Source organism: Amycolatopsis sp. cg9, from assembly GCF_041346945.1.
GTDB lineage: Bacteria > Actinomycetota > Actinomycetes > Mycobacteriales > Pseudonocardiaceae > Amycolatopsis.
Window position 1 is genome coordinate 9,450,575 of sequence record NZ_CP166850.1, and the last position, 17,217, is coordinate 9,467,791.

General features: G+C 73.8%; 15 protein-coding genes. 5 read left to right on the top strand and 10 right to left on the bottom strand.

Going from position 1 to position 17,217, the window contains the following annotated elements; genetic code table 11:
• Positions 1-75 precede the first annotated feature (75 nt).
• Positions 76-3,342: a glucodextranase DOMON-like domain-containing protein gene (locus AB5J73_RS43350; RefSeq protein ID WP_370965175.1), complete on the top strand. Its 3,267-nt coding sequence runs from the start codon at positions 76-78 to the stop codon at positions 3,340-3,342.
• A gap of 113 nt (positions 3,343-3,455) precedes the next feature.
• On the opposite strand, the gene AB5J73_RS43355 is transcribed toward AB5J73_RS43350, so the two are convergent.
• The 3 genes from AB5J73_RS43355 to AB5J73_RS43365 all read right to left on the bottom strand — a co-directional run bounded on the left by AB5J73_RS43355 (position 3,456) and on the right by AB5J73_RS43365 (position 5,830).
• Positions 3,456-3,749: a hypothetical protein gene (locus tag AB5J73_RS43355; protein ID WP_370965177.1), complete on the bottom strand. Its 294-nt coding sequence runs from the start codon at positions 3,747-3,749 to the stop codon at positions 3,456-3,458.
• Positions 3,750-3,821: 72 nt separating this feature from the next.
• Positions 3,822-5,144 carry a sensor histidine kinase gene (locus tag AB5J73_RS43360; RefSeq protein ID WP_370965179.1) on the bottom strand — a complete coding sequence of 441 codons (1,323 nt, stop codon included), beginning with the start codon at positions 5,142-5,144 and terminating at the stop codon, positions 3,822-3,824.
• Complete coding sequence (locus AB5J73_RS43365) at positions 5,141-5,830, bottom strand: response regulator transcription factor (RefSeq protein WP_370965181.1); 690 nt, start codon at positions 5,828-5,830, stop codon at positions 5,141-5,143. The genes AB5J73_RS43360 and AB5J73_RS43365 overlap by 4 nt, the downstream gene beginning before the upstream one ends.
• Before the next feature lie 101 nt (positions 5,831-5,931).
• Here AB5J73_RS43365 and AB5J73_RS43370 point away from each other — a divergent pair, with 101 nt between their 5' ends.
• Complete coding sequence (locus AB5J73_RS43370; protein WP_370965183.1) at positions 5,932-6,396, top strand: hypothetical protein; 465 nt, start codon at positions 5,932-5,934, stop codon at positions 6,394-6,396.
• Here AB5J73_RS43370 and AB5J73_RS43375 read toward each other — a convergent pair.
• Entirely contained in the window at positions 6,393-7,409 is a 1,017-nt protein-coding gene (locus AB5J73_RS43375; protein ID WP_370965185.1) for an aldo/keto reductase, read from the bottom strand. The genes AB5J73_RS43370 and AB5J73_RS43375 overlap by 4 nt on opposite strands.
• A gap of 176 nt (positions 7,410-7,585) precedes the next feature.
• On the opposite strand from AB5J73_RS43375, the gene AB5J73_RS43380 reads away from it, so the two are divergent.
• The 3 genes from AB5J73_RS43380 to AB5J73_RS43390 are packed head-to-tail and all read left to right on the top strand — an operon-like array spanning position 7,586 to position 10,100.
• Positions 7,586-8,107 (top strand): YbaB/EbfC family nucleoid-associated protein, encoded by a 522-nt coding sequence (locus tag AB5J73_RS43380; RefSeq protein WP_370965187.1) that lies wholly within the window; start codon positions 7,586-7,588, stop codon positions 8,105-8,107.
• On the top strand, positions 8,104-8,418 hold the full coding sequence (locus tag AB5J73_RS43385; RefSeq protein WP_370965189.1) for a hypothetical protein: 315 nt from the start codon (positions 8,104-8,106) through the stop codon (positions 8,416-8,418). Before AB5J73_RS43380 ends, AB5J73_RS43385 begins: the two co-directional genes overlap by 4 nt.
• Complete coding sequence (locus tag AB5J73_RS43390) at positions 8,418-10,100, top strand: hypothetical protein (RefSeq protein ID WP_370965191.1); 1,683 nt, start codon at positions 8,418-8,420, stop codon at positions 10,098-10,100. Before AB5J73_RS43385 ends, AB5J73_RS43390 begins: the two co-directional genes overlap by 1 nt.
• Here AB5J73_RS43390 and AB5J73_RS43395 read toward each other — a convergent pair whose 3' ends face one another.
• The 6 genes from AB5J73_RS43395 to AB5J73_RS43420 all read right to left on the bottom strand — a co-directional run bounded on the left by AB5J73_RS43395 (position 10,101) and on the right by AB5J73_RS43420 (position 17,216).
• Positions 10,101-11,582 carry a PucR family transcriptional regulator gene (locus AB5J73_RS43395; protein WP_370965193.1) on the bottom strand — a complete coding sequence of 494 codons (1,482 nt, stop codon included), beginning with the start codon at positions 11,580-11,582 and terminating at the stop codon, positions 10,101-10,103. It abuts the gene before it with no gap.
• A gap of 132 nt (positions 11,583-11,714) precedes the next feature.
• Positions 11,715-12,785: a DUF917 domain-containing protein gene (locus AB5J73_RS43400; RefSeq protein ID WP_370965195.1), complete on the bottom strand. Its 1,071-nt coding sequence runs from the start codon at positions 12,783-12,785 to the stop codon at positions 11,715-11,717.
• Between the two features lie 21 nt (positions 12,786-12,806).
• Complete coding sequence (locus AB5J73_RS43405; protein WP_370965197.1) at positions 12,807-13,517, bottom strand: SDR family oxidoreductase; 711 nt, start codon at positions 13,515-13,517, stop codon at positions 12,807-12,809.
• A complete protein-coding gene (locus AB5J73_RS43410; RefSeq protein WP_370965199.1) occupies positions 13,514-14,608 on the bottom strand; it encodes a DUF917 domain-containing protein in 1,095 nt (364 codons plus the stop codon). Before AB5J73_RS43410 ends, AB5J73_RS43405 begins: the two co-directional genes overlap by 4 nt.
• Entirely contained in the window at positions 14,605-15,675 is a 1,071-nt protein-coding gene (locus tag AB5J73_RS43415; RefSeq protein WP_370965201.1) for a DUF917 domain-containing protein, read from the bottom strand. Before AB5J73_RS43415 ends, AB5J73_RS43410 begins: the two co-directional genes overlap by 4 nt.
• Positions 15,675-17,216: a hydantoinase/oxoprolinase N-terminal domain-containing protein gene (locus AB5J73_RS43420; protein WP_370965203.1), complete on the bottom strand. Its 1,542-nt coding sequence runs from the start codon at positions 17,214-17,216 to the stop codon at positions 15,675-15,677. Before AB5J73_RS43420 ends, AB5J73_RS43415 begins: the two co-directional genes overlap by 1 nt.
• Between the last annotated feature and the right edge of the window lies 1 nt (position 17,217).

The window sequence follows — 17,217 nt, forward strand, 5'->3', positions numbered from 1 at the left end:
TCAATCGCGGGTAACGACTTTCCCTGCTGCGTTCGGCCCTGGTGCATGGTGCGCCCGCCGTGATCGGATGGGCGGATGACTCGGTCGACGTGGTCCGTGGTGCTGTGCGCGGTGCTGGCCGCGCCCCTCCTCTCCGTGCCGGCGGCCGCCGCGGCGCCCGCGCCGGGGCCGGGTGCGGTTTCGCACTTCGGCCTGGCCCGCAAGGACTGCCTGGGCACCGCGCGGAACTCGGCGAGCAAGGCGTGGTTCACGGTGGCGGGCGGCGTGCTGTCCGACGTCTACGCACCGGTGATCGACAACACGAACGTCGAGTCGCTGCAGTTCGCCGTCACCGACGGGCGCAGCTTCACCGACCTGCAGGCGCGCGACATGACCTACACGGTCCGCACGAGTGCGGGCGGGATGGCCTGCGAGGTGACGTCGACCGCGCGCAGCGGGAAGTACCGGCTGGTCACCGAGTACCTGGCCGACCCGGCCCGGACCGGCGTGCTGATCCGCACCCGCCTCGAACCGCTGCGGGGCGCCGGCGGCGACCTCCAGGTCTACGTCCGGTACGACGCGAGCATCAACGGCAACGGCGGTGGCGGCCCGGCCAACGGCGGCGGGGACACCGCCACCGTCGACGCGGCGACGAGCGCGCTGGTCAGCGCCGACGCGAACACCGTCTCCAGCGCCCCGGCCCGCGACTACGGCACGCCGCTGGCCGCCGCGCTGCGCGCCGACCGCCGGTTCCTGGCCACGTCCAGCGGGTTCGCCGGCACCGCGGGCGACGGGCTCGCGCAGCTGGACCGCGACCACCGGCTCACCGACACGACGCCGTCGGCGGTGAACGGGAACGTGGTGCAGACCGCGCGGCTGGATCTGCAGCCGCGCCGGCCCGCCGTGCTGGCGCTCGGGTTCGGCGCCGACGCGCGGGCGGCCGTCGGCACGGCCGGGGCGAGCCTGCGCACGCCGTTCGACCAGAGCCTCCGCCGGTACGCGCGCGAGTGGCGGGACTACGACAACGGGCTGATCCCGGTGCGCGGCAAGGACTCCGACGCGTACTTCCAGTCGGTCAACGTGCTGAAAGCCAGTGAGGACAAGACGTTCCCCGGCGCGGTGGTCGCGTCGCTCGGCAGCCCGTGGGGACAAGCGGTCTCGGCCGGTGACGCCCCCGGCGGCAAGCCGGTGTACTTCGGGTCCTACCGCGAGATCTTCGCCCGCGACCTCTACGAAAGCTTCTCCGGCCTGCTCGCGGCCGGCGACCGCGAAACGGCGCGGGCGAGCGTGCGCTGGCTGTTCACCCGCCAGCAGCAGCCGGACGGCCGGTTCCCGCGCAACTCCATGCTCAACGGGAAGAAGGCCCCCGACTCCGGCGGCGACCAGCTCGACGAGAGCGCGTACCCGATCCTGATGGCGCTGCAGGCCGGCCTGGACCGCGATCGGACGCTGTACACCGACCACATCCGCGCCGCCGCGGACTTCGTCGTCGCGCACGGGCCGGCGTTCGGCTCCGAGCGCTGGGAAGAACAGGGCGGCTACTCCCCCTCGACCATCGCCGCCGAGATCGCCGGGCTCGTCGCCGCGGGCGTGATCGCCGACCGCAACGGCGACCCGGCGCGCGCGAACGTCTACCGGGCGGCCGCGGACCACTTCCAGCGCGGCATCAAGGGCTGGACCGTGACGTCGAACGGCCCGTACGGCGGCCGGTACTTCCTGCGGCTGACCAAGAACGGCGATCCGGACTCCGAATGGATTTACAACCTCGGCAACGGCTCGGTCGACGCCGACCAGCGCGCGGTCGTCGACGCCGGGTTCCTCGAGCTGCCGCGCCTCGGCGTGCTGCCCGCGAACGACCCGGACGTCGCCGCGTCGCTCGCCGTCGTGGACCGCGTGATCAAGAAGGACACCCCCGCCGGGCCGGGCTGGTACCGCTACGGCACTTCGGCGGCGGGCAGTGAAGACGGCTACGGCGACTGCTACGAGCCGGACCCGACGAACTGCGGCCCGACCGGGGCACCGTGGCCCTCGACGAACACCGGGTCCGGGCACCTGTGGCCGGTGCTGGCCGGCGAACGCGGCGAGCACGCCGTGCAGACCGGCGACCGGGCGGGCGCGGCGGCCCTGCTGCGCGCGATGCGGGCCCAGACCGGCGGCACCGGGCTGATCCCCGAGCAGATCTGGGAGAACCCGGCGCTGCCCGCGTCCCCGTACGGCGCGGACCCGCGGACGGCGTCGATCGGCTTCACCCCCGGCCGGTCCGTCGGCTCGGTGGCGCCGCTGAGCTGGGCGCAGTCGCAGTCGGTGCGGCTGGCCAGGGCGCTCGACGACGGGCGGCTGCCCGAGCAGCCCGCCGAGGTCCGCGCCCGGTACGTCTCGCACGCGCCGCCCGCGGCACTGGCGGTGACCCTCGACGCGCCCGCGTCCGTGTCGGCCGCGACGGCCGAGGTCACCGGCACCGCACCGGCCGGCAGCCGGGTCGACCTCGCCGTGTCGGCCACCGACGCCGGGACGACGACGGTGCTGTCGACCCGGGCGTCGGCGGCGGGGACGTTCCGCGCGACCGTGCCGACCCCGCTCGGCGCGAACGTCGTCACGGCGGCCGCGACCGGCGCGGGCACCGGGTACGCGCAGAAGACGATCAGCTCGGACTTCGTCACCGGCACGGTCCTGCTCGACACGACCGACCCGGACGGCGACGACAACGGCCCGGGCACGTTCACCTACCCGACGGCGGGCGACTTCCACGCCGGCGCGTTCGACCTGCAGCGCTTCCAGGTCATCGATTCGGGGCCGAACCTGGTGTTCCGCGCCCAGCTCCGTGACCTGTCCCCGACGTTCGGCTCGCCGCTGGGCGCCCAGCTGCTGACGATCTACGCGCACGACCCGGCCGCGACGGCGACGTCGACCGCGCCGCCGTTCCCCAGCCGGGCGTACACGATCGCGGCCCAGGACGCCTGGAGCAGGCGCATCGAGGTCCAGGGCTTCGCCGAACCGGCGCTCGTCGACGCTTCGGGCGCTTCGCTCGCTTCGCCGTCCGTGCAGGCTTCGCAGGCGACGCGATACATCACGGTCAGCGTCGCGAAGTCCGCGCTGGGGACGCCGGGCCCGGGCTGGACGTTCGCGGTGGTGCTCACCGGCCAGGACGGCAACTCCCCGGACCAGGCGCGGCCGTTCACGCCGACGGCCGGGCAGTACACGTTCGGCCTGTGCGCGGCGGGCGGCACGGCCCCGGTGTGCGCGGCGGACCCGGCCACGGCACCGAAGGCGTTCGACGTGCTCACGCCGGCCGGGGTCGAGCAGGCGGTGGAGCTGGACCCGACCCGCGGTCCGGTCCAGGTGCGCGGGGTGCCGGTGGGCTGACGGGTTTCGCCTGGTCGGTCCACTGTGGACCAGCGCGGTTCCGGTGCCGTGAACGACTCTTTCACCGCGTCGGACGTGGTGAAAGAGTCGTTCACGGCGTTCGGCGAGCCGGGTCAGTGGTCGCGGCCGTGGCGCCCGTGGTCGTCGCCCGGCTCCGCGGTGCGGCCGCCGTGGTCGTCACCCAGGTCGTGCGTGCGGGACGGGTAGCTGCTCGAGGTGGTGCGGCCACCGTGGTCGTCGCCCGAGTCGTGCGTGCTGCTCGGCCGGGAGTCCGTGGTCGTCGCCGAGCTCGAGGGGGTGCTGGTCGGGGGGCGCCCGTCGTCGGCGCCGGACTGGGCCAGGGCCGCCGTCGTGCCGCCCACCGCGAGCGCGGCACCGGCCGCGGCGATCACCAGGATCTTGCGCATGTGCGTTCCTTCCGTTGTCCGTCAACGAAAAGAGCTTCACGCACCGGACGCTAGCGGCGCGCTGCCCGCACCTTAAGGCATCCCTAACGCCGCGCCGAGCTCCAGCGCGATCCGGGCGCCGTGCGGCCGCGCGCGGGTCACCGTGAACGTCCCGCCGGACGCCCGCGCCGTCTGGCGGGCGATGTCGAGCCCGAGCCCGGTCGAGCCGGCGCCGCTCGCGCCGCGCGGGACGTCGTCGAAGCCCGGCCCCTCGTCCGAGACCTCCAGGGAGGCGCCCGCCGGCGTCGCCGAGAGCCGGATCGCGTAGGCCGTTCCCTCGGGGGTGTGCGCGAAGACGTTGCCCAGCAACGCGTCCAGGCACGCCGCCAGCTCGGTCTCCCCGACCGCGACCGGCAGCGGACCCGGGTCGATCGCCACCGTCACCACGCGGTCCTGGTCCTGGGCCAGCACCGCCCAGAAGTCCGCCCGTTCGCGGACGACCAGGGCCGCGTCGCACGCCCCCGGCGCCGCGTCCCGCGCCCGCGCCTGGTCGATGAGCGCGGTGACCTGGCGCTCCAGGCTTTCGGCGTGGCCGGTGATCCGGTCCGCTTCCTCGGGGTCGCGCAGCGCCTCGGCGTCCAGCCGCAGCACGGTCAACGGCGTCCGCAGGCGGTGCGAGATGTCGGCCACGGCTTCGCGTTCCTGCCGGACCAGGTCGCGGATCCGGGCGGCCAGGAGGTTCACCGCGGCGGCGACCGACCGCACCTCCCCCGGGCCGCCGGGCCGCGCGCGGGCGTCGAGGTCACCGTCGGCGAGCCGGCGCGAAACCGCCGCGAGCTCGTGGACCGGCCGCACGATCGAGCGCGCCAGCCGGTCGGCGACGAACACCCCCAGGGCCAGCAGCAGCACCCCGATCCCGGCCAGGACCAGCCAGGCCGCGCCCAGCCCGCGGGTCAGCTCCGCCCGGTCGACGAAGGCCCGCACGACGGCGGTCCCCCGCGGCAGCCCTTGGACGGCGACCAGGATTTCCCGGCCGTCGTCGCCCTCGACGGTCAGGCTGCTGCCCTGGGCCGCGGCCAGCGTGACCCCGGGGGTGCGCGGGCCGGGCGCGCCCAGCACGGTGCCGTCCGGCAGGAACACGGTGACCGGATGTCCGGCACATTCTTTCGGGGGTTCCGGGTGGCGGAGCCCCCGGCCCCGGTCGTCGCAAGCCGTGTTGAGCTGGTCGACCGCCGGCCGCAGCGCCGCGGTCCCCGCCGTCGCCACCAGGGACGTGAGGGACTGGGCCTTCGCCGTGGCGGCGGTGACCGCGCGGTCCGCGGTGACCGACTTCAGCAAGATCGCCAGCGGCACCAGGAACGCCACCAGCACCAGGCTCATCGCGGCGGCGACGAGGACGGCGAGCCGCTTCCTCACGCGCCGGCCCCCGGCTCGGCCAGCCGGACGCCGACCCGCCGCACGGTGTGCAGGTACCGCGGTTCCTGCGCCGTCTCGCCGAGCTTGCGCCGCAGCCACGACAGGTGGACGTCGACGGTCTTGTCGGCGCCGGCGTAGGGCAGCTTCCAGACGTCGGTGAGCAGCTCGCGCTTGCTCACCACGGTCCCCGCCCGGCTCGCGAGGTAGTGCAGGAGGTCGAACTCGCGCGGGGTGAGGTCGAGCGGCTCGCCCTCGAGGGACGCCTGCCGGGTGCGCGCGTCCACGCTCAAGCCGCCGACCACGACCGGCGCCGACACCTCCTCCGGCTCGCTGCGCCGCAGCACCGCGCGGATCCGGGCGTCGAGCTGGGCGCCGCCGAAGGGCTTGACCACGTAGTCGTCGGCGCCTGCGTCGAGCAGCCGGACGATCTCGTCCTCGGCGCCGCGGGCGGTGACCACGATGATCGGCACGGCACTGACCGCCCGGACCATCCGCAGCACCTCGCGGCCGTCGAGGTCGGGCAGGCCCAGGTCGAGCAGGACGACGTCGGGCCGGTCGGTGACGGCGGCCTGGAGCCCGGCCATCGCGGTCGGCGCGGACGTCACCGCGTGCCCGCGCTCGGTCAGCGCGCGCAGCACGGCCGTGCGGATGGTCGGATCGTCCTCGACGAGCAGCACGGTCGCCATGTTCGGGAGGCTACACACGCGAAGCCGCTTCGCCGGGCTCCGGACGAACGCTAACGTCGGCTTAGCCGCGCTTTAACCCGCCCGGATGGCACAGTGGACGGATGAAGCGGCGCGGGGTGCTGATGGCGGCGGGCTGGCTGCTGGCCGCCGCCGCGACCGCGGGCGTCGGCACGGTGGCCCTCGACGTCGTCGGCGCGGGCATCCTCGGCCCGCAGAACCAGCCACTCTCGGCCGACGACGTGGCCCGCGCCCTGGAAACGCTGCCCGCGAGCACCTCCGCACCGGTCCCGCCGGCCACGACGCCGCCGCCGAGCGCCCCCGAACCGCGTGGCCTGTCCGTCCCCGGCGGCAGCCTGGTCGCGAAGTGCACCGGGAACCAGGTCGAGCTGCTGTCGTGGAGCCCGGCCCCCGGCTTCCGCACCGACGACGTCGCCCGCGGCCCGGCCGCCACTGCGTCGGTGAAGTTCAAGAACGACGGAACCGAGAACGTCTCGGTCGTGACGTGCCGAGACGGAGCGCCGCACGCCGACACCGTCGCCGACGAGGGCCACCACGGCCGCGGCTAGCCGGGCAGCCCGGCGTTGAGCTTCGCCAGGATGCCGTGCGGGAACGGCAGTTCCGGTGCGCTCACCTCGGTCAGCCGGTCCAGCTGGGCCTCGGTCACGTCGAGCGTCAACGCGCCCAGCGTCTCGGCCAGCTGCTCCGGTGACCGCGCGCCGATCAGCGGGGCTGGCATCGACGGGCGGCGGGTCACCCAGTGCAGGGCCACCTGGGCCGGGGTCGCGCCCACCTCGGCCGCGACCTCGCGGACGACGTCCAGCACGGCCCAGCGGGTCTCGGGCAAGGCGCGGAAACCGGCGTCGCCCGGACCGGCCAGCCGGCCGGTGCCTTCGCCGTCGCGGGTGTACTTGCCGGTGAGGAAACCGCCGCCGATCGCGCCCCACGGCTGGACCGCGATGCCGAACTCCCGTGCCAGCGGCACGAACTCGGCCTCGATCGCGCGCTCGATCAGGGAGTACTCCAGCTGCAGCGCCGTCACCGGCGGCCCGCCGAGCATCGCGGCCTTCGTCGCGTACCACGCCGGGACGTCGCTGAGCCCGGCCGCGCGGATCTTGCCGGCGCGCACGAGGTCGTCGAACGCCGCCACGACCTCTTCGGCCGGGGTGCAACCGTCCCAGATGTGCAGCCAGTACAGGTCGACGTGGTCGACGCCCAGCCGGCGCAGCGACGCTTCCAGCGAGGCGACCATGTTCTTGCGGCCGTTGCTGCGGCGGCGGGGGTCGGAGTGCGGCCGGCCGTCGCGGAAGCCGGGCCCGGAGTACTTGGTCGCGAGCACGACGTCGTCGCGGTCGACGTCGCGGAGGAACTCGCCGACCAGCTCCTCGCTGCGGCCGGCGCTGTAGTTGTCGGCGGTGTCGACGAAGTTGCCGCCGCGCTCGGTGTAGGCGCGGAAGACCTTGCGGGCGGTGTCGTCGTCGGCGCAGAGGGGGCCGGTGCCGAAGGTCAGCGTGCCCAGCGCCAGCGGTGAGACGCGCAGTCCGGAACGGCCCAGCGGCCGGTAGTCGTCCAGTTCGGTCATGACTCGATCGTGCAACCCGGAGCGCGGACCGGGTCAACCCGATCGAGGGCATTCGCGGGCAACTTCGGGGAGTCATCCAGGCATATCCCCGGCTAGCACCGGATGAACGTCCGGGGTGCGCTAGCCTGGCCGGATCACGGGCGCCGGCCCGATCCCCGTCTCGAGGAGTCGAATTCGTGCAACCGAACCTGGGGCCAGGTGAAGACTTCCAGCTGCTGCTCGAACGGCAGGTCCGGGAAATGCAGTCGAAGGCCGCGGCGCTGAACGAAGCGATTTCCGCGGCCGGGGCCACGGTCCGCACCCGCGACGGCGCGGTCACCGTGACGCTCGCCCCGAACGGCGCCCTGACGAACCTCGAGCTCGGGCACCGCGCGTGCGAACTGGGTCCGGCGCGGCTGACCAAGGCGATCATGGGCGCGGTGCGCGACGCGCAGCGCCAGACCGCCCGCGCCGTCGCCGACTCCTTCGCGACCATCAACGGCGACGGCGAGTCGACCGAAATGGTCCGGTCCTTCCTGCCGCCGGACCCGCCGCCGGACGGCGACTTCGCGGCCCCGGAGAACGCCGAGCCCGAGCGCACCCCGCCGCCGGCCCCGCCCGCGCCGCCGCGCCCGTCCGGGCCGCCCGCGCCGCCGGCCGCCCCGCGTCGCCGTCCCCCGGCCGACGACCACTTCGACGACGAATCGAACCCCTGGTGAGCGGCGGCGGCTTCAAGGTCTCTTCGGAGCCCCTGGCCACCTTCGGCAAGCACCTCGACGAGCTGCAGAGCAACCTGAAGAGCACCTCGGACCTCGTCGGCGGCATGGTCTGCGACCCCGGCATGTTCGGGATCAACCCGGCGTGCCAGCTGATGGCCGCGGGCGCGAGCACCTGGACGGACAAGGCGCGCCACCAGTTCGACGCCTATTCGAAGACCATCGGCGAGTTCGCCGACAAGGTCACCGAGGCCGCGAAGCGCTACCAGTCGGGTGAAGAGGACGCCGTGAACTCGATCGTGAGGTTCGACTAGTGGGCGACGACTACCAGAGCAAGGACGTCAGCCTCCACGGCTCCGAGCTGTTCAACAGCGACAACGCGTCGTCCGGCGCGGGCTTCTTCGAGGCGGCGATCGGCCTCGACAAGGCCGTCAAGGAAAACGACAAGGTCGCGATCGGCATCGGCTCGGCGGGCATGGCGCTGGAGACCATCGGTCTCGTGCTCGACCCGATCGGCAGCCTGCTCACGGCCGGGATCGGCTGGCTCATCGAGCACATCACGATCCTGCGCTGGCCGCTGGACATCCTGATGGGCGATCCGATCGGCATCGCGGCGGCCAGTGAAGCGCTTACCGCGGAGAAGAAGAAGCTCGAGGAGTGGTCGACGCAGCACCAGCAGGCCCTCGACACGCTGCTGAAGGAGTGGAGCGGCAACGCCGCGGACCAGTTCAAGAAGGACATGGACGCGGTCACCGAGCAGCTGGGCTCCCTCGGCTGGTACCTCGACCAGGCCGGCAAGAACATGAAGATCGCGGGCGGCATCGTCGGTGCCTTCCGCGGCATCCTCCGCGACCTGATCGCGATGCTCCTCGCGACGATCATCAAGGGCGCCCTGATCGCGGCGGCACTGGCCCCGGTGACGTTCGGCGCGTCGATCGCCATCTTCATCGGCACGACCATCGGCACGGTGGCCACGGCGCTGGGCAAGATCGGCGCGAAGCTGGCCCAGCTCGCCAAGAAGCTCGGCGACCTGCTCCAGGCCCTGACGAAGATGGGCAAGGCGGGCGACGACCTGGCGGGCGCCAAGCCCCCGTCGAGCAGCCTCACCCCGACGCCCACCCCGAAACCGGACACGACCCCGGCCCCGAAGCCGGACACGACCCCGGCGCCCAAGCCCGACACGACGCCGTCCTCGGCGACGCCGGAACCCAAGCCCGACACCACCCCGGAGCCGAAGCCGGACACGACGCCCGAGCCGAAGCCCGACACCACCCCGTCCTCGGCCACGCCGGAACCCAAGCCCGACACCACCCCGGAGCCCAAGCCCGAGCCCAAGCCCGACACCACCCCGTCCTCGGCCACGCCGGAACCCAAGCCCGACACCACCCCCGAGCCCAAGCCCGAGCCGAAGCCGGAACCCGCGCCGTCCTCGTCCTCGGCCACCCCGGAACCCAAGCCCGAGCCCAAGCCCGACTCGACTCCGGAGCCCAAGCCCGACTCGACCCCGGAGCCCAAGCCCGAGCCCAAGCCCGACTCGACCCCGGAGCCCAAGCCCGAGCCGAAGCCCGAACCCGCGCCCTCGTCATCGTCGGCGACCCCGGAACCCAAGCCGGAGCCGAAGCCGGACACCACGCCCGAGCCGAAGCCGGACTCCACGCCGTCGTCGTCCACACCGGACCCGGCGCCGGCCCCGGATCCCAAGCCGCACAAGCCGTTCACCGATCAGATGACCGACGTCATCAAGAACAAGCTGTCCCAAGTGGACGGTGTGACGCCGGAGATCATGCAGAAGTTCGACAAGATCAGCAACTTCTCCGTGCACGAGCTCGGCAAGCTCTTCGGCAAGGAAGGCGCCGAAAAGTTCGAGTCGGCCATCAAGGTCATGACCGACCCGTGGTTCGGCAAGTCGGGCCTGGCCGGCAAGACCGTCGTCGACATGATCAAGGGCGTGCCCGCCAGCATCGGCAACGTCACCGGCGGCGGGGACGACGACTAGTCACTCCAGCGTCACCGCCCGGGACGCGAGGTGCAACGCCAGCCTCTCGTCCGGGCGGGACAGGTCGACGCCGAGCAGCTGCGAGATCCGCGCCACCCGCGCGGCCACGGTGTTGCGGTGCACGCCCAGCACCGTGGCCGTCTCGGCGAGCGACGACTCCGCGTCCAGGTAGGCCGCCAGGGTGCGGACCAGGTCGCCCGGGGCGTCCAGCAGCGGGGCGATCAGCGCCCGCGCGGCCGGTTCGAACGTGTCCGTGCGGGTCCACTCCAGCAGCAGCTGGGCCATGCCGAGCTGGTCGACGTGCAGGAAGTGCCCGGTTTCCGGCCGGGTCGCGGCGAGCCGGGCCGCGTCGCGGGCTTCCGCGACCGTCGCCGCGAGGCCGTCCGGGCGCGCGTGCGGCCGGCCGACGCCCATGTGCGCGCCCAGGCGCAGCGTCCGGTGCGCGGCCTGCAGCCGGGTCGCCAGCGACCGCACCCGGGCCGCGGTCGGCTCGTGGTCGAAGGTGACCCAGCCGGTCCAGCCGTCGCCGTGCTCGACGACCACCGCCTCGACGTCCTCCGCCCGCAGCGCCCGGACCACGTCCTGGGTGCGGGCCACCGTGTCGACCGCCGCCGGGGCGCCGATGTGCAGCCCGACGTGCCAGCCGCCGAGCCGCCAGCCCGCGTCCGCGACGCGGCGGCGCAGGTCCGCGCCGGGCTCGGTGTCCAGGCGCAGCAGGTCGCCGAGCAACGCCGTGCGCGAACGCGCGTCGCGCTCCAGTTCGAGCCGGTTCGCGAGCAGCCAGCGCTGCAGCACGCCGGCCGCCACGGCGAGCGCGGGCGGGACGACGTCGGCCCGCGCGGCTTCGGTCCCCCGCAGCTCGGCCGCCAGCCACAGCGCCGGCCGCTGCAGCAGCACCGGGTGGGCCACCAGCACGCCGTCGTCGAGCTCGGTCCGCTGCGGGACCGGCTCGTCGAGCCGGACGCGCCCGGTGACTTCGCCGGCCAGCGGCACCCCGCGGTCGTCCAGCACGGCGACCGGGGAGCGCAGCAGCCGCCGCAGCACCGCGACGACCTCTTCGGGCGGGCGCAGCCGGTCGCCGAGCGCGCGGTGGGTGGCCAGCAGCAGGTCGGCGCGGTCCAGTTCGGGTGCCGCGAGCAGCAGCCGGGCCTCGACGAGCAGGTCCAGCGGCGACGCATCGGTACCCAGCAACGGAACGGCCAGCCGATCGGCGAGCAGCCGTGACGCGGTGAGCGGCGCGGCTGCGGGCAGCAGCACCGCGGTCGCCCCGGCGTCGGCGCAGCGGCGCAGGAGCGCGTCGATCCGCCAGTCCGTCCCGGCGACCGGTCGCACGACGACGGTCAGCTCGCCCGCCTCCGGCGCGCGGGAGGCGTCCAAAGTGGCCTGAACCGTCGCGAGTGGACGGTCGAGTCCGGCCGCACCGGCGAGCAGCCGGACGTGCGCCGCCCAGCCCGGCAACGCGAGCACCCGCCGCAAGCTCACCCGCGCCCCCTCACTTTGCGCCCCTCACTTGCGCCCCAATGTGGCGTTCGGTGCGTTGAACGCACCGAACGCCACATTGGGTGCGCTGGACGCACCCAACGCCACATTGGGGTGCTTGCGGGGACCGGGGGCTCACGGGAGGCCCACCGGGTCGCAGTCGATGCCGTACGCGCGTGGGCGCACCACCGGCAGCCAGCGCGGGTCGGTCCAGAACGGTGCCGCCGCCAGGCGGACCACGTCGACCTCCACGCCGGCGCGGATCGCGTCGCACGACACCGGCACGCCGGTGCGGTGGTCGAGCACCGACAGCACGTCCGGGGTGGACGCCACCGGAGCGCCGTCGCGCAGCGCCAGCAGGTACTCGTTCTCCATTTCCAGCCGCAGCAGCGCGCCGTCGCGGTGGTCGGCCAGCGTGACGCTGCCACGCCCGAAGCCCGGGCTGCCGTGCTGTCCCGGCCCCACGTGCCGCGTCACTTCGAGGACCCGGCCGCGGGCCAGCACCGAGCCGGCCAACGCCGCTTCGAGCGCCGCGCGCCCCGGGCTCTCCCCCGCGGCCAGCACGCGGCGGCCGAGGGCGAGGGCGCCGCTCGTCGTCCCCGGTACCGCGCACGCGGCCAGCTCACCGGCCGGGAGGGGGGCGAGGGCGAACGCCGCCCAGCCGCCGGAGCCGGCCAGGAACGCGCGGGTCCCCCGCTCGATGACGGCGTCGGACCCGGCCGCCAGCACCACCACCTGGCCGCCGGGTTCGGCCAGCGCGGCCGGTGCGATCCCGCGGCCGGTCGCCGCGACGGAGAACTGGTCGAGCCGGGGCAGGCCGCGGCCGGAGAGGTCGGCGTCGGCGTAGGCGAGCCCGAGCTGCTCGGCGACGACCAGCGGCAGCAGCCCGTTGAGGCCGCCGATCTCGATGGACATCAGCGCGTCGGCGCGCTCGCCGGTCCAGCGTTCGACGGCGGCCACGGCGGCCGCGAACTCGTCGCCGCCGGGCAGCTTCTCGGTGAACGCCGCCGTGGCGCCGACGACGCCGACCGGCACGACCCGCGCGTCCGGCGCCAGCTCCCCGATCGCGGACACCTCGGGCTCCCGGCCGCCCTCGGTCAGCCGGCGCAGCAGCACGGCGGCGGTGACGGTGTCCCCGCCACCGCCGGACCCGAGCAGGGCCACCCCGCGTTCGAGGGCGGCCACGTCACCGGCGGTGATGCGCATGACTGACCACAGTAGACGAACTCAGCGCAGGGCGTACCCACCGTCGGGGTAGAGCGTCGACCCCGTGGTGTACGTGCTGCCGAACAGGTACAGCACCGCATCGGCCACTTCGGACTCCTTCCCGACGCGGTGCAGGAGCGTGTCACGCGAATACTGGTCGAAGCTCGCCTCCCGGGCCGCGGCGGGCCGCCCGGCCCAGAGGTTCCCGTCGATGGTCCCCGGCGCGACGACGTTCACCCGGACCGGTGCCAGCTCGACCGCGAGTCCCCGCCCGAGCCCCTCGACGGCGGCGTTGCAGGCGACGTACGCGGGCGCGGCGCCGGGCGGCCGGACGCTCGCCGCGCCGGACATCAGCACGATCGACGCGTCGCGCGCCAGCTTCGGCGCCGCGTGCTTGACGGCGTGGTACTGGCCCCAGAACTTCGTCACGAACGGGCTCGCGGCGTCGGCGTCGCTGAGCTCCCGCAGCGGCCCGACCGTGTAGGACGCGCCGGGCGTGAAGAGGTGGTCGACGCGGTCGAGGGCACCGAAGAACGCCGCCAGCGAGTCCTGGTCGGTGCTGTCGACGACCTGCCAGGTCCCGCCCACTTCTTTCGCCGCCGTCGACAGCTTCTCCGGCGTCCGCCCGCCGAGGTGGACCGACGCACCCGACGCGGCGGCCCGCCGGGCCACTTCCAGCCCGATGCCCGACCCGCCGCCGATGATCACGACCTGCTTCCCGGCCAGGCTCATCCGATCTCCTCCACGGGAACGAAGTCGTGCGCCAGCCCGAACGCGCCCGGGCCGAAGGTGTCCAGGGCTTCCGGCGTGCGCATCAGCGGCGGGGTCGAGATGCCGACGACCGTGACGCGCTGGCCGTACCGCAACGTCTCGGTGGTGATCGGCTCGGCCGTCGAAGACTCCAGCACGCAGATCAGGTCCGGCACCAGGCAGCGCACCGCACCGTCCACAGTGGCCAGCAGGTTCTCGTTCTGGAACAGGATCTCCAGCTTGCTCGAACCGTCGAACGACACCGCCGCCGCGCGTCCGCGCGCGAAGCCCGCCTCGGTCCGGCGCTCCACATCGGACACCTTGCCGCGGAACAGCACCCGCAGGTGCTCGTACGGCGTCGCGCGCAACGCCGCGGCCAGCCGGTCGACCGGGTCCTCGTTGGCCGCCCGCGCTTCCCGGATCGTCCGGCCCACGGTCAGCGCCAGCGAAAGCGTTCGCGGCACGGCGGTCCGCTTGACGTCGGCGCCGCTCATCGCGTACTCGGCGATGTGCGCCACCCCGCCGAGCCGGATGGTGACCCCGCGGGCCAGCCACTCCATCCGCTTGTTGTCCGCGCCGGTGTCGATCACCGTCGTCTCGCCGCGTTCACCGCCGATCGCCATCGGCGAGCCCGGGATACCGTATACACCGAAGGTCTCCATCTGCAGCTCCGGGAACGCCCGCCCCATGCCGTCGGCGTCGACCACCGGCAGCCCGAGCCGGGCGCCGACGATCAGCGGGATCATCGAGTTGATGCCCCCGCACTCGATCGGCATGGTCGCGTCCGCGCGCTTCCCGAGGTGCCCCTCCAGCGTTTGCAGCGCCAGAACGGGTTCGGCGCCGTTGGGCAGCTTCTCGTGCACGACGGTCGGCGCGCCCATCTGCGCGGTCGGGATCACCAGGGCTTCGTCGTCCACTTCGGACGGATCGAGGATGGTGATCGGCCCGTGCTCGCGGATGGCTTCGCGCACGAGCAGCCGCCCGACGTAGGGGTCGCCACCGCCGCCGGTGCCGAGCACGGCGGCACCGCGGGCGAGGTCGGGCAGGTCGGCTTCGGTCAGGGTCCAGCTCACCCGGCCACCCCGATCGGGTCGATGTCGTAGCCGAAGTACCGCGGGCCGGCGAGCGCGATGCCCTCCGGGGTGTGCCAGCGCGGATCGGCGGGCGCGGCGATCACCGTGACGCGCTGGCCGTACCGCAGCCCTTCGGTCGTCACCGCCTCGCCGGACTCGCGTTCCAGCGTGCAGATCAGGTCGGGCACCGACGCCTGGACGACACCGTCGCGCTCGGCCACCAGGTGCTCGTTCTGGAAGCGCAGCACCAGTTCGGAGCCGCTGTCGCCGTCCATCCCGGTCAGTTTCGCTTCGCCGCGGGCGAACCCGGTGACCGTCCGGCGGGCGACGTCGACGACCTTGCCGCTGAACAGCCGCCGTCCGCGCAGCCGGGAAACGACCCGGGCGACGGGATCCTCGTGCGCGGCACGCGCGGCGCGGACCAGCGCGCCCAGTTCGGCGCACAGGCTCAGCGTCCCCGGCACCAGGGATTCCCGCGCCTGGCCGCCGGACATCGCGTAGTTGCTGATCATCGCCGAGCAGCCCATGTCGATGGTCGCCGAGCGCGCCAGGCGCTCCGCCCAGCGATTGTCGACGGTATCCAATACTCCGCGGTTGCCCTTTTCGTCGGCAATGGACATCGGAGTCGCGCGGATTCCATACAATGTGGGAAGTACCATTTGCAGCTCGGGGAACGCGCGCCCCATCCCGTCGGCGTCGACCAGTGGCAACCCGAGCTGCGCGGCCGCGACGACCGGGATGAGCGAGTTGACGCCACCGGCTTCGGCGCACGCGATGTGCGTCAGCTCCTTGCCGAGGTACCCGGCGAGCGTGCGCGCGGCCAGGCCCACCTGCTCGGCCGAAGGCAGCTTCTCCACCATGACGGTCGGCGCGCCCATCATCGCGACCGGCAGCACGACGGCGTCGTCACCCACCTCCGCCAGCGGAACCAGCGGCACCGGACCGTGCTCCCGCACCGCCGAAAGCGCCAGCAGCCTGCCGATGTACGGGTCGCCACCGCCCCCGGTGCCGAGGATGGCGGCACCGCGGGCGATGTCGTCGAGGTCGTGCTCGGTGATCTCGCGCATCACGCCCCCAGCTGCAGGTCGCCGACGGCCTTGACGCGAATGCGCGTGGCGTTGCCGGGCAGGTACGGGATGGGCACCTCGTCGAAGTCGACGATGCCGACCGACGCCGGCGACGCACCAGCGGCGACCGCGCGGTCGACGGCCTCCTGCTTCGCCTCGTCGACGACGGCTTCGCGGCGGCCCGGCTCGATCACGTAGACGCGGTCCACTTCACCGCCGATCTGCGCGATGGCCGCGCCGATCGCGTTGGCCACGGCGTAGTTCTCCGGCCGGTGCACTTCGCCGCACCCAGCCAATTCGTCGGGCAGCAGCACCGAACCACCGCCGACCGCGACCACCGGCAACGGCTCGGCCGACGTCCGCATCCGTTCGACCACATCGGACACGTCCGCGGCGATCCGGTCGAGGGCCGCACGGACCAGCGAGCGGTCCAACTGCGCCACCAGGGCCGGGTCACCGATCTCCGCGCGCCCGGCGGCGACCGCGATGTCGGTCGCGGTGAGGGTGTCCCCGCCGAAGACGAGCGCTTTCGACGTCAGCTCGTAGCCGACCGAGTCGGGGCCCACCGTGACGTTCCCGCGCACCCGGCTGCCGCCGCCGATGCCGATCGACAGCACGTCCGGCATCCGGAAGTTGGTCCGGATGCCCGCGACGCTGACGTCCGTGGTCGCCTCGCGCGGGAAGCCTTGCCGCAGCACACCGACGTCCGAGGTCGTGCCGCCGACGTCGACCACCGCGCAGGTGTCCAAACCGGACAGCACGGCCGCGCCGCGCATCGAGTTCGTCGGCCCCGACGCGAAGGTCGCGACCGGGTAGCGGCGGGCGAAGTCGACGTCCATCAGCGTGCCGTCGTTCTGGCTCAGGTACAGCGGCGCGGTGATACCCGCGCCGGTGACCGACGCGGACAGCCCGTCGACGATGTGCGCGGCCAGCTCGCGCAGCGCCGCGTTGATCACCGTCGCGTTTTCCCGCTCCAGCAAGCCGATCCGGCCGATCTCGTGGGACAGCGAGATCGCCACGTCCGGCAGCTGCGCGGCGATGATCTCCGCCGCGCGGGCCTCGAACTCGGCGTTGACCGGGGAGAAGACCGAGGTGATCGCGACGCTGCGCACCCCGGCCGCCCCCATGTCGTCGGCGGCCTTGCGCAACTCGCTCTCGTCGAGCTCCGCGATGTGCCTGCCGTCGAACTCGTGTCCACCGTGGACCAGGTAGCTGCGCCCCGACACCGCGTCGACCAGCCGCTGCGGCCAGTCGACCATCGGCGGCAGCGACGCCCCGGCCGGCAGGCTCAGCCGCACGGCCGCGGTCGGCGCGAGCCGGTGGGCCTCGACGAGGGCGTTGATGAAGTGCGTGGTGCCGATCATCACCGCCCGCACCGCCGCCGGGTCGAACGCGCGTTGCCGCTGCAGGCCGTCGATCGCGGCGACGATGCCCGAGGTGACGTCCGCGGTCGTGCTGGTCTTGACCGAGGCGAGCACCTGACGGCCGTCGAGCAGGACAGCGTCGGTGTTGGTGCCGCCGACGTCGATGCCGATGCGCACG